Genomic DNA, 12,465 nt, shown 5'->3' with positions numbered 1-12,465 from the left:
CATCGTGGATACGATGCGAACGGGTACGGCGCATCCACTGGCAGTACCTCTGAGGGGAGGCAGGGGCCATGCGAACGGTGAGCCGAATCGGACTGGTGAGCGCGGGCCTGGGGCTGGGGGCGGTCGGCGGCTTCGTCGGTAGCCTGCTGAAGGAACGGAGCGCTCTGACAGCCGCCCGCGACGCTGCGGGCGAAGGAAGCGAGGAACAGCCTTCATGGGGCGACGGCTCGTACCGCTCACGCTGGACAACCTTCAGGACCTTCCCAACCGCTGTCGCTCGTGTGTCTTCTGGGAGCTGGACCCAGTCAGCGGAGAAGCCGCAATAAGAGCAGGAACAGCCGCCCTGGAGAAGGAGGCCTGGATCTCGGCCGTCCTGCTGGACTGGGGATCCTGCGGCCGGGTCGTCTATGTCGACGACGTACCGGTGGGCTTCGTGCTCTACGCCCCGCCCGCCTACGTCCCCCGCTCCACGGCGTTCCCCACGAGCCCTGTGTCGCCGGATGCGGTGCAGTTGATGACGGCGTTCATCATGCCCGGATATCAGGGGCAGGGACTGGGCCGGGTCATGGTCCAAACGGTCGCCAAGGATCTGCTGCGGCGGGGCTTCAAGGCCATCGAGGCCTTCGGCGACGCGCGGTGGAAGGAACCCGCCTGTGTCCTGCCGGCCGACCATCTGACGGCGGTGGGCTTCAAGACGGTCCGCCCTCACCCGACGTACCCGCGGCTGAGACTGGAGCTGCGGACGACGCTCTCCTGGAAGGAAGACGTGGAGATGGCGCTCGACCGGTTGCTGGGCGCCGTGCAGAAGGAACCGGCACTCAGGCCGCTGTGAGCTCCGGCCTCACGCTCTGAGATCTCGACTTCAAGACGAATGGGCCGGCCCGTGGGGGCCGGCCCATTCGTGTTTCACGTGAAACGTCACTCGGCGATGAAGTCCTCGAGGTCGCGGACGATCGCGGCCTTCGGCTTCGCGCCGACGATGGTCTTGGCGACCTCGCCGCCCTGGTAGACGTTCAGCGTCGGGATGGACATGACGCCGTACTTGGCGGCCGTACCCGGGTTCTCGTCGATGTTGAGCTTGACGATCTCGATCTTGTCGCCGTACTCGGCGGCGATCGCCTCGAGCGACGGGGCGATCTGGCGGCACGGACCGCACCAGGCGGCCCAGAAGTCCACCAGGACGGGCTTGTCGCTCTTGAGGACGTCCTGCTCGAAGGAGTCGTCGGTCACATTCTTCAGGGTGCCGGCCACGGCGGGCTCCTTAACTGGTTGGTGCGTGGGGCGGAAGGGGGTCAGACAGCGGTCTTCTCGGGCTCGGCCTGCTCCTCGTCCGCGAGGGCGGCGAGGAAACGCTCGGCGTCGAGAGCGGAGGAGCAGCCGGTGCCGGCCGCGGTGATCGCCTGGCGGTAGGTGTGGTCCACCACGTCACCGGCGGCGAACACACCGGTCACGTTGGTCCGGGTCGAGGGCGCGGCGACCTTGAGGTAGCCCTCCTCGTCCAGGTCGAGCTGGCCCTTGAAGAGCTCGGTGCGCGGGTCGTGGCCGATCGCGATGAAGAGGCCGGTGACCGCCAGGTCGCTCAGCTCACCGGTCTTGAGGTTGCGCAGCTTCAGACCGGAGAGCTTCTGCTCGCCCTGGACCTCGGCGACCTCGCTGTCCCACACGAACTTGATCTTCGGGTCGGCGAAGGCACGCTCCTGCATCGCCTTCGAGGCGCGCAGGGTGTCCCGGCGGTGGACGATCGTCACGGACTTGGCGAAGCGCGAGAGGAAGGTGGCCTCCTCCATCGCCGTGTCGCCGCCGCCGATGACGGCGATGTCCTGGTCCTTGAAGAAGAAGCCGTCACAGGTGGCACACCAGGAGACACCGCGCCCGGAGAGCGCGTCCTCGTTCGGCAGACCGAGCTTGCGGTGCTGTGAGCCGGTGGTGACGATGACGGCCTTCGCCCTGTGCACGGTACCCGCGGTGTCCGTGACGGTCTTGATCTCACCCGTCAGGTCAACGGAGACGATGTCGTCCGGGACGAGTTCGGCGCCGAACCGCTCGGCCTGGGCGCGCATGTTGTCCATGAGCTCGGGGCCCATGATGCCGTCCTGGAAGCCGGGGAAGTTCTCCACCTCGGTGGTGTTCATGAGCGCACCGCCGGCGGTGACGGCGCCCTCGAACACCAGTGGCTTCAGCGACGCGCGCGCGGTGTAGAGCGCCGCCGTGTAGCCGGCGGGCCCGGAGCCGATGATGATCACGTTACGGACGTCGCTCACGGCTTGTTTCCTCGTCTCTGGACTGCGTCTTCGGACCGGTGGGAGCCCCTCTCAGAACTCTCACCCCACCCAACGGATCCTAAGGGGCGCGCATTCCCGCTGTGTCCGGGCACACGGGGTTGCGACACCGAACGGGAGACCACATGGAAGGGAGTCGAAGCGTCGGGTTTTACGGCTTGGCGTAGGACTGCTTCAGCAGAACGTTCGCCTTGCCGGACGACGGGTGGCTCACGCAGTTCGTGTCCACGATGTAGGCGTTCACCTTGGTGCTGTCGGACGGGTCGGCGAGAACGACCAGCAGGGCCTTGGTTCCCTTGTAGGTGCCCTCCTCGGTCGCCAGCGCCGCGTCGTTGCGTCCGATGCCCTTCTGGACGCACGGAGGCACCGTGGGCGCCCGGTCGAGCTTGGGGGACACGATGCTCGGGCCTCCCTGAACGCCGACACTGTCGTGCGGTGCGACGGAGCCCCGCCCGGAGTCCTGGCCCTTGGAGAGAAGATTCGAGACCTGCAGGTCGAGCGTCTTCGGGGAGAAGGTGTCGGCCGCGCTGGTCTGTCGACCGTCGTCGTGCGTGGCGATCAGCACGGAACCGAGTCCGAGAGCGGCGACGGCGAAGACACTGCCGAGGACGGCGATCCTGCGGCGTCCGGCCCGCTTGCGGTCCTTGCGGCCCGGTCCGGTGGTCGAGGAGCGCGCGTGTCCGGAAGGCCGGCCGGCGGTGACCGATGTTTCACGTGAAACATGAGCGCTGTCGTCCGCGTCGGTGAAGGAGCGGGATGCGGTGACGCGCGAGGAGGAGGTGTCCTCGGTCCGGGGCGCCGTGGCGCTCAGGAGGGCCTCGGCGGCAAGTGCGGCGTCGATGCGTCCGGCGACGTCGTCGGGCATGCGGGGCGCGCCGGGAAGCGTGCCGAGCAGTCCCCGGATTTCCTCCAGAGAGGCGTGCACATCGGCGCAGAGCTCGCACTCGTCCAGATGCCGGCGTACATCCGCGGTCCGGGACGCGGGGAGCAGGCCCTCGGTGAGGTCGGAGATCTCGGCGACGTCCGGGTGTCCGGCCATGTCCGTCGTGGATGTCACGCTCGCCCACCTCCGCCCTTCACAGCAGCTGAATCACTCGGCCCGGTATCACGTGGACCGGCAGTCGGCGGTCCCGCTGCCGGTGGGACGGATGTCCCCTGGGTCCGGTTCCGCCTCTCACCCTCTTCCTTGCCGCCTCCGGCGTTTTCCGGCCGTAGATGGGTGAGCAGCGGCAGCAGTCTGGCTCTGCCGCGGGCGCAGCGGCTCTTGACCGTTCCGGTCGGGACGTCGAGCATCCGGGCGGCCTCGGCGACCGGGTATCCCTGCATGTCCACGAGGACCAGCGCGGCGCGCTGGTCGGGCGGGAGGGTACCGAGCGCCTCCAGCAGTTGCCGGTGGAGGTCGTTGCGCTCGGCGGGAGCCGAGGCCTCCTCGTGCGGCTCCAGCAGCTGCTCCAGCCGCTCGGTGTCGTCGACCGGAGAGGTCTTCCGTGAGGCCGCCTTCCGGGCACGGTCGAGACAGGCGTTCACCGTGATCCGGTGCAGCCAGGTCGTGACGGCCGACTGGCCGCGGAAGGTGTGGGCGGCCCGGTAGGCCGACACGAGGGCGTCCTGAACGGCGTCAGCGGCTTCCTCGCGGTCTCCCAGCGTCCGCAGGGCCACCGCCCACAGGCGGTCCCGATGACGCCGCACAAGCTCACCGAAGGCGTCCGGGTCGCCCTCTACATGGCGGGCCAGGAGGTCCTGATCGCTCGCGTCGCCGTATGCGGTGTCATCTGCCATCGGACCCCCTCCCCTTGGACGAAGTGCTCAGCCGGTGAACTTCAGATCGGTGATGGCCTGCTTGTAGCCCGTGCCGCTGTACCCGTCGGCTTGTGCGTAGGGCAGCGCTGTGAACCACACCAGCACGTACCGGCTTTTCACCGGCTTCGCGACCGTCACCTTGGCAGACGTTCCCGTGGTGGTCCCGGATCCCAGTTTCGTCATCGAGGTGATCGGAACCGACGAACTCATGGAGTCGGTCGCATATAGCGTGACGGTCGTGTGGTCACCGCCGAACAAGAGCCCTATCGATGCCGCCGAGACCTCCTGCTCGGATCCGAAGTCGTAGACGATGCCGACGCCGGGCTTGAAGGCCGGGTTCATGTCCGGACCGTCCTTGTAGCTAGCGGTGCGCCAGTACGTGGAGCTGTCGCCGTCGTAGGTCTTGTCGACGTCGTTGGGGTGCTGGGCGTCCCCCTTGGCGACGTACTCCTGCGCCCCCTCGACCTTGAGGGTCTTGACCGGCTTCGGTGCCGCGCTGTTCTTGCCGTTGCCGTCCGTCGTCTGGGTCTTGTTGGTGTCGTCGGACTTGTTGCCGTTGTCCATGAGGACTTCGGCGAGCTGCCAACTGCCCAGTCCCAGCGCGGCGATGAGAAGCGCCGAGACGGCCCACTTCAACGCCTTGCCGGTTCGGCTCTCCAGAGGGGCCGGCGGGGCCGGTACGGGCTGGGTGGCGCCGGGGTGCGGTGCCGGGCGGCCGTAGGTGCCCTGCTGATACGTCGTGCGCTGGTACTCCGGCGGCGCTGTGTACGCCGGCTCCGGCGGGCGGATGCGGGGCATCTCGCCGATCGCCTTGACCAGTTCCTCCGGCGTCGTGCACGCCGACTCGTGACGGGAGGCGGTCGCCCCGTCGTTGGCGAGCGCGCGCATGCTGAGCTCGGACAGGCCCCGGTGGACACCGGCCCGCACCTGGTCGGGTGCGATCAGACCGATGTCCTTGGGCAGCCCGGTCAGGCCGTGGGCGTCGTTCTCGTACGGCCAGCGCTGGGTGAGCGCGGCGTACAGGAGCGCGCCGATGGCCTCGGTGTCGGTGCGCTGCGGGGTTTCGGAACCGATGCCGCGCAGCGCGGCGTTGACGGCGAGGCCGCGAATGCGCCACTGGCCGCTCGACGTCCGAAGCACCGCGTTGGGGTTCAGCCGCAGATGGGCGAGGCCCTCACGGTGCGCGGCAGCCATCGCCGAGGCGATCTGACTGACCATCTGGTAGGCGTCGTACGGCTCCAGCGGACCGGAGGCGAGCAACGCGGTCATCTCGGTGGCATCGGGCAGCCACTCGTGGACGACGTAGACGAGGTCGTTCTCCTCGACGGCGTCCAGGACCTGGACGAAGCGCGGATCACCGAGCAGCGCCGAGGATCGAGCCGCGGCCAGCACGGACCGCGCCCGCGCATGGTCCGCGGGCAGGATGTGGACGCCGACGGCACGCCGGAGTTTCTCGTCCACCGCCCGCCAGCTGCTGAATCCGTCCAGACGGGTGACGCATTCCTCGAGCCGATACCGTCTGGCCAGCTTGTGGCCGCTGTGCAGTTCGGGTGGTGAGGCCTTCTCGGGACCCTCGGTCCCGCCACTCCCCTGTGCCTCGTCGATGTCCGTGTCCCGCTCCCGGTTCTGGGCCACCCCGTCGGCCGTGGACTGGTCCGCCTGTGCGGTCAGCGGCTCGTCGCCGCTGTTGTCTGCCACGTCGACGGCAGCCGTGCTCCGTTCCGCCACCGTCGTTCCCTGCCTCCCCATTCGTTGCGCGCCGACCGACCTTCGTGCGCGCCGTCCGACGCCAAAACCAATTGTGCCCACAGTCCGCCGGTATGCACGACACACGGTGGCGGACGATGGTTGTGCGCGTACCCCCGCGTCAGCGCCCCAGACGCCCGCGGACCATGCCGACCAGCGAGTTCAGCTCCTCGATGCGCATCTTGCGTGCGGCTACGAAGAAGATCCCGAGGAGAATCGCCCCGCCCGCCAGCAGCGCCGCGAAGGATCCGACGACACCCTGGCCGAGTGTGTGGCCGATCCCATAACAAGCCGCACCGCTGAGCACCGCCGCGGGCACCGAGGCGATGCAGAGCCTGGCGTATGTCCGCAGCACACGGGCGCCGTCCAGGTCGCCGCCGAGCCGCTTGCGCAGCCGATTCCAGGCGACCCCGACGCCGATCGCGTAGGCGAGGCCGTACGAGGCGGCCATGCCGGCGACGGCCCAGCGAGGCGGCAGCACGATGTAGCAGAGTGCCGATGCGGCTGCGTTGAACCCTGCCACGATGACCGTGTTGTAGAAGGGCGTCCGGGTGTCCTCGTAGGCGTAGAAGGCGCGCAGGACGACGTACTGCACCGAGTACGGGATCAGGCCGAGGCCGAACGCCATCAGCATGTAGCCCATGTTGGTGGCGGCCCCCGTGCCCGAAGTGCCGAAGATCAGGGTGCACATCGGGATGCCCAGGGCGAGGAAGCCGAAGGCGATCGGGACGATGGCGACGGCCGTGGTGCGCAGGCCCTGTGAGATGTCGTCGCGGACGGCACCGGCGTCGCCCTCGGCCGCCGAGCGCGAGATCCGCGGCAGCAGGGCGGCCATCAGGGAGACGGTGATGATGGCCTGCGGCAGACCCCAGATCAACTGGGCGTTGGCGTAGGCGCTGAAGCCGGTGCCGGCGATGTTCGTGTCCTTGACGGCCGCGGTGGCCAGCTGCGTGACGACGAGCGCGCCCGCCTGGTTCGCAAGGACGAACAGCACCGTCCACTTGGCGAGCATCGCCGCCTTGCCCAGACCGTGGCCCTTCCAGTCGAAGCGCAGCCGCAGCCGGAACCCGGTCTCGCGCAGATACGGGATCATCGCCAACGCCTGCACGACGAGCCCGAGCAGGACGCCGATACCGAGAAGCCGCTGGCCCTCCGGCGGGATGGTGGTGACCGTCATGCCGGAGCTCGCCGAGGTGCCGTACACCCACAGGAACATTCCCAACGTCACGATGATGACGATGTTGTTGAGGACGGGGGTCCACATCATCGCGCCGAACTTGCCGCGGGCGTTGAGGATCTGGCCCATCACCACATGGATGCCCATGAAGAAGATCGAGGGCAGGAAGTAGCGGGTGAAGGTGACCGCGACCTCGTTGGCGGCCGGATCGCTGGCCACGGGGTTCGAGAGCACCCGGACGAGCACCGGCGCGGCGAGGACCGCGACCGCGGTGAGCGCCGCGAGCGCCACGATCACCAGCGTCAGCAGCCGGTTGGCGAAGGCCTCGCCGCCGTCCTCGTCCTCCTTCATGGCGCGCACGAGCTGCGGCACGAACACGGAGTTGAGACCGCCGCCGACGGTGAGGATGTAGATCATCGTCGGCAGCTGGTAGGCGACCTGGAAGGTGTCACCGAGGAGTGCCGTGCCCAGCGCGGAGACGATCAGGGCCGAGCGGACGAAGCCGGTGAGGCGGGAGACCATCGTGCCCGCGGCCATCACGGCGCTCGACTTGAGGAGGCCGCCGGCCTTCCCGCTCTTCTTCGCCGCGGCCGGCGCTGCCGCCGCGGCGACGGCGGGCGCGGTGCCGAGGTTCATGGTTTCGTCGGCCCCCGCGGGCGCGGGGGCCGAGGGCGCCTGGTACTGCGGCACCGGTGGCGGGCCTCCGGGGGCGACCGCGGGGCCCGGCACCGACGGGGGATCCGTCGGCCGTCCGCTCTGCTGCTGGTCCCGGAAGAGGTGGGCGAAGGCGTCCGGCTCGTGGCGCTCCTCGCCGGCCTGGGTCACCAGGTCGTCGACGCCCACGAACTGGGTCGTGCGCGGATTGTCGCCGTAGGGCAGGTACTGGGTGGGGCCGTCCGGCTCCGGTGCCGGGGTCTGGGCCCACACCTGCGGATCGGGGGCGTACGCCGACTGCGGCGGCTGTGCGTACAGCGGCTGCTGCGGCTGGTAGGTGCCCGGGGGCGGCGGAGGGTGCGCGGCGCGGTCGTAGAGGGCCTCGGCGACCGGGTCCTGCGCGGAGAGGTCCTGCGCACGGTACGGGTCCTGGTCGTAGGCGTCCTGGAGGTACATGTCGGCGGGCGGCTGCGCCGGCACCTGGCCGGGCTCGGGCGGCGGGCCCTCGGGGCGGCCCGAGCTGCCCGCGGCCCGGCCGCGGTCACCGTCGTACGGCGCGTTCATGGTTACCCCACCTCATCGTCCCGGGCCCACCGGCCACGACTTCGTTCAACGGTCCACTCTCTCACCCGTGCCGGACGGGTCGGCGCTTTCCGCTGCGGTGTCCGGTGTCGGGTCACTCGGCTGCTCCGGGTCGTCTGCCCGGGCATCCGTGTCGGACTCCTCCTTGAGACGGTCGTCGGGGTCCTCCGGGTTCTGGGGCACGTCGGTGCCCTCGCCCGCCTCGTCGTCGCCGCCGTTCTCCTCGGCTTTCCGGGCGGCCCGCTTGCGCTGGGTGTACATCCGGAAGCCGGCGAGGACGAGCAGAAGGAAGCCGCCACCGATGACCAGCATCACGGTGGCCGTGAACTCGGTGACCTTGACGTCGAAGCTGACGGGGTTGCCGTACTCCTGGCCGTCCTCGGTGTACAGCTGGGCGTACACCGTCGCCTGGCCGTTGGCCTTGGCCGACGTGGTGAACTTCACGGTCGTGCTGTGCCCGCCCGAGACCGTGATGGGCTGCTCGTAGTAGGCCTTGCCGCCGATCTGGAGGCGGGTGGGGTTGCTCGAGGTGAGGCGCAGCACCAGATGCTGGACCCCCTGCACCAGGTTGTTCTGCACGGTGACGGGGATCGTGGCGCTGCGTCCCGACAGTTTGGTGGGCGACTTGTCAATCAGCTTGACCTGGCTGGTCAGCTCTCCGAGGTGGTCCTCCACGCTGGTGCGGAAGCTCGCCGCGGAGCCGGCGCGGCCGCGCCACGACGTGGACATCTCGCGGTTCATGGCCCGCCCGAAGGGGGTCACCACCCGGGACTCGTTGGTGAGGATCACCCTGAAGTTGTCGAGGGTGTCCTGCGTTCGCGCGATCTGGTCGAAGGCCGAGTGCGGCAGCTCCTGCCGGCGCAGCGACGAGGGATAAGCGGACGTCGACGGCACCTTGGTGGTGGCGCCCGCGTCCGGCTTGGCCTTGGCGGCCGAGGCGAGCTTCTGGGTCTGGGACCAGTTGCCGCCCTCGAGGGCCGTCAGCGCCGCCGCCATCGACTGGGCCTGGCGGGTCGTCGGCATGCGCTGCGGGGCGACGACGATGCTGCGCTGCCTGTCCGACTGGGTGTTGAGCGCCAGGCTCTGGGCGAGGAACTGCTGCACGGCCAGCGTGGAGGCGGAGGCCCTCGTCAGGTCGCCCTGGAACGCCGTGGACAGACGGGCGTCCGCGACGACCGCCGTGGTGCCGCCGCCGATCGGGCGGGCCGCGGAGGGCGTGTAGGGCAGGCCACCGGTCTCCTGGAGGCTGTCGCTGCGGGCGATCACTTTGTCGGCGCCGGCGGAGGTGGCGACCTTGACGATCGACGGGTCCACGGCGCCGTTCACGGGCCAGGCGAAGTCGGTGTCCGGTGTCACGTGCAGCACCGTTTTCACGGTGGTGGCGGCGACGTCGGTGGCTTCCTTGAGGTGGCTCAGCGAGCCGGTGACGGTCGTGCCGGTGTGGGCCAGGGAGGCCAGGTCCGGGTCGGCGAAGGGCAGGGCGACGACCTCCTGGCCCGCCACCGCCTTCTGCAGCTCAGCGAGCCACTGCTTGGCGATCGCCTGGTGGGTGCCGGTCGTGGTGGTGTTGTTGTCGGCCTTGACCCGGTAGGTGCCGGTCATCGCGTCGACGGAGGCCAGCAGGTCCGGGTCGATCACCCAGGTGACGTCGAGCTCCTTGCCCAGCGTCAGCATCTCGTCCAGGCGGCCACCCGGGGAGATCTCCTTGGCGAGGTCGTCGTTGAGGAAGACCGGCGTCTGCTGGTCGTTCGACCCTGTCTCCGCCGTCATGTGGACCGTGGAGACGAGCGGCCACAGGAACGTCGTCTTCGTCTTGGTGCCGGCCTCGTCGGGCTGCCACGGCAGGAAGGTCCGCTGGATGCCGAGCATCTGGTCCCACTGCTGCGCCGACGTCTGGCCGGACAGGGAGACGGCGAACTCGTAGACCCCGTCGTCGCCGAGGTTCAGCTTGTCGACCGGCACGGAGATGCTGAAGTGCTCGGCCACCCCGGGCGTGAGCTTCGAGAACTTCTCCACGTACTTGCCGCCGACTTCCGCGGCGGTGGCCGTCTGGAGGCTGTCGCTGTTCTTGGCGGCGGTCTCGACGTCCGAGCGCGTGCTGAGCTGAGGGCCGACCCGCAGACCCACATGGGCGCCGGTGACCGTCTGCTTGCCGTTGTTGGTCACCGTGCCGGACACGGTCAGCGTGTCCCCGTCGGTGGGGACGCTGGGGCTGAGGGAGTCGAGGGCGACCGACACCGAGCCGGCGCCGGATGCATCCCGCAGGGAGGCCTGCCCGGCCGCGTCCGCCGGTCCGGCGGCGGGCAGCAGCAGGCCGGCCAGCAGGGGCGCCCCGGCGAGCAGTGCTCCGGAGCGCCGCAGGCGGCGGCGGGCAGGTGAGGGACTCGTCCCCTGGAAGTCTGCCGCCTCGGCCACGCGCTCGCCCGTCCCTCGTCGTCGTCAGTGGTCGTCGCAATGTGCGTCCACGCATGGTAACGATGCGCGCTGAGGGGAAGTGCCGCGGTCTGCTCCACAAGATCGGTGAACAAGAGCGAGGCGTCCCATATGTGCCTGTATAAGGGTGAGCGCTGCGGTAAGCGAGTGAGCAGTGCACTTGGACAGTTATATGCGGAGGCGTCCCGGCGGAGTTGTGCACGTTTAATGGAGGCGCTCACGGTCGCCCGGGCCACGTACCCTCTTCTGTTGTGCCGAACGCCAACGAAGACACCACCAGCGCCCTGAACCGGGCCCCCGCGTCGAGCGAACCGCTGCGGGTGGCCCCGGTCGCCGACGACCTCGCCCGCCGCTTCCAGGAGGCCGGGTTCTCCCTCGCCCTGGTCGGCGGCTCGGTCCGGGACGCGCTGCTCCGCCGGCTCGGCAACGACCTCGACTTCACGACCGACGCACGGCCCGAGGACGTCCTCAAGATCGTCCGTCCTTGGGCGGACGCCGTGTGGGAGGTGGGTATCGCCTTCGGCACGGTCGGCGCGCAGAAGAACGCCCGCGTCGGAGACGCTCATAAGAGCTTTCAGATCGAGGTGACGACCTACCGGTCGGAGGCGTACGACCGAACCTCCCGCAAGCCCGAGGTGTCGTACGGCGACTCCATCGAGGAGGACCTCGTCCGGCGTGACTTCACCGTGAACGCGATGGCCCTCGCGCTCCCGGAGAAGAAGTTCATCGATCCACACGGCGGCCTCGACGACCTCGCCGCCCGCGTACTGCGCACCCCGGGGACGCCCGAGGCGTCCTTCTCCGACGACCCGCTGCGGATGATGCGTGCCGCGCGTTTCGCCGCCCAGCTCGACTTCGAGGTGGCTCCCGAGGTCGTGACGGCCATGAAAGAGATGGCGGGACGGATCGAGATCGTCTCGGCGGAGCGGGTGCGGGACGAGCTGAACAAGTTGATCCTGTCCGCGAACCCGCGCAAGGGTCTGACCCTGCTCGTTGAGACGGGCCTCGCCGACCACGTCCTGCCCGAGCTTCCGGCCCTGCGTCTGGAGAGCGACGAGCACCACCGCCACAAGGACGTCTACGAGCACACTCTGATCGTGCTGGAGCAGGCCATGGCGCTGGAGGAGGACGGCCCTGACCTGACCCTCCGGCTGTCCGCGCTTCTGCATGACATCGGCAAGCCGCGCACACGCCGCTTCGAGAGCGACGGGCGGGTCTCGTTCCACCACCACGAGGTGGTCGGAGCGAAGATGACGAAGAAGCGCATGACCGCGCTGAAGTACTCCAACGAACTGGTGAAGGACGTCTCACGTCTGGTCGAACTCCACCTGCGCTTCCACGGGTACGGTGCCGGGGAGTGGACGGACTCCGCCGTCCGCCGCTACGTCCGTGACGCCGGCCCTCTCCTCGACCGACTGCACAAGCTGACCCGCTCGGACTGCACCACGCGGAACAAGCGCAAGGCCGCGACGCTCTCGCGGGCCTACGACGGCCTGGAGGAGCGCATCGCCCAACTCCAGGAGCAGGAGGAGCTGGACTCGATCCGCCCGGACCTCGACGGCAACCAGATCATGGAGACCCTGGGCGTCGGACCCGGTCCGGTCGTCGGCCAGGCGTACCAGCACATGCTGGAACTGAGGCTGGAGAACGGGCCGATGGACCATGACGCGGCGGTGGCCGCGCTCAAGGAGTGGTGGGCCGCGCAGGGCTGAGGTCGTGAAGGAGGGTCATGTTTCACGTGAAACATGACCCTGGATGCGCTGTGGGGGCGGTGTTTCACGTGAAACACCGCCC

At 69.2% G+C, this 12,465-nt stretch carries 9 protein-coding genes; 2 read left to right on the top strand and 7 right to left on the bottom strand.

What is annotated here, in order from left to right:
- Positions 1 to 214: 214 nt before the first annotated feature.
- A complete protein-coding gene (locus ACWC09_RS02985; RefSeq protein WP_450847892.1) occupies positions 215 to 832 on the top strand; it encodes a GNAT family N-acetyltransferase in 618 nt (205 codons plus the stop codon).
- Positions 833 to 918: 86 nt separating this feature from the next.
- On the opposite strand, the gene trxA is transcribed toward ACWC09_RS02985, so the two are convergent.
- From trxA to ACWC09_RS02950, 7 genes are all read right to left on the bottom strand, one after another.
- A complete protein-coding gene (gene trxA / locus ACWC09_RS02980) occupies positions 919 to 1,251 on the bottom strand; it encodes a thioredoxin (protein WP_007383275.1) in 333 nt (110 codons plus the stop codon).
- A gap of 41 nt (positions 1,252 to 1,292) precedes the next feature.
- On the bottom strand, positions 1,293 to 2,261 hold the full coding sequence (gene trxB, locus ACWC09_RS02975; RefSeq protein ID WP_450847890.1) for a thioredoxin-disulfide reductase: 969 nt from the start codon (positions 2,259 to 2,261) through the stop codon (positions 1,293 to 1,295).
- A 169-nt stretch (positions 2,262 to 2,430) separates the two neighbouring features.
- Positions 2,431 to 3,336: an anti-sigma factor family protein gene (locus ACWC09_RS02970; protein WP_450847888.1), complete on the bottom strand. Its 906-nt coding sequence runs from the start codon at positions 3,334 to 3,336 to the stop codon at positions 2,431 to 2,433.
- On the bottom strand, positions 3,333 to 4,058 hold the full coding sequence (gene sigM / locus ACWC09_RS02965) for an RNA polymerase sigma factor SigM (protein ID WP_450847886.1): 726 nt from the start codon (positions 4,056 to 4,058) through the stop codon (positions 3,333 to 3,335). Before sigM ends, ACWC09_RS02970 begins: the two co-directional genes overlap by 4 nt.
- 27 nt (positions 4,059 to 4,085) lie before the next feature.
- Positions 4,086 to 5,807 (bottom strand): serine/threonine protein kinase, encoded by a 1,722-nt coding sequence (locus ACWC09_RS02960; protein ID WP_450847884.1) that lies wholly within the window; start codon positions 5,805 to 5,807, stop codon positions 4,086 to 4,088.
- A 139-nt stretch (positions 5,808 to 5,946) separates the two neighbouring features.
- The gene (gene murJ, locus ACWC09_RS02955; RefSeq protein WP_450847883.1) at positions 5,947 to 8,220 is read right to left on the bottom strand and encodes a murein biosynthesis integral membrane protein MurJ; all 2,274 of its coding nucleotides are present in this window, start codon (positions 8,218 to 8,220) and stop codon (positions 5,947 to 5,949) included.
- A gap of 45 nt (positions 8,221 to 8,265) precedes the next feature.
- Positions 8,266 to 10,653, bottom strand: a complete 2,388-nt coding sequence (locus tag ACWC09_RS02950; RefSeq protein ID WP_450847881.1) for a DUF6049 family protein — start codon at positions 10,651 to 10,653, stop codon at positions 8,266 to 8,268.
- Between the two features lie 269 nt (positions 10,654 to 10,922).
- Between ACWC09_RS02950 and ACWC09_RS02945 the strand changes: the two genes are divergently transcribed.
- On the top strand, positions 10,923 to 12,383 hold the full coding sequence (locus tag ACWC09_RS02945) for a CCA tRNA nucleotidyltransferase (RefSeq protein WP_450847879.1): 1,461 nt from the start codon (positions 10,923 to 10,925) through the stop codon (positions 12,381 to 12,383).
- Positions 12,384 to 12,465 lie beyond the last annotated feature (82 nt).

Source organism: Streptomyces sp. NPDC001617, from assembly GCF_053596855.1.
Note: the sequence above shows the minus strand (reverse complement) of the source record. Positions and strands in the feature narration are given on the sequence as shown.

Excerpts from the sequence above, each read along its gene's own strand:
- ACWC09_RS02985 (WP_450847892.1), top strand. The coding sequence starts at position 215 with ATGGGGCGACGGCTCGTACCGCTCACGCTGGACAACCTTCAGGACCTT.
- murJ (WP_450847883.1), bottom strand. The coding sequence starts at position 8,220 with ATGAACGCGCCGTACGACGGTGACCGCGGCCGGGCCGCGGGCAGCTCG.
- sigM (WP_450847886.1), bottom strand. The coding sequence starts at position 4,058 with ATGGCAGATGACACCGCATACGGCGACGCGAGCGATCAGGACCTCCTG.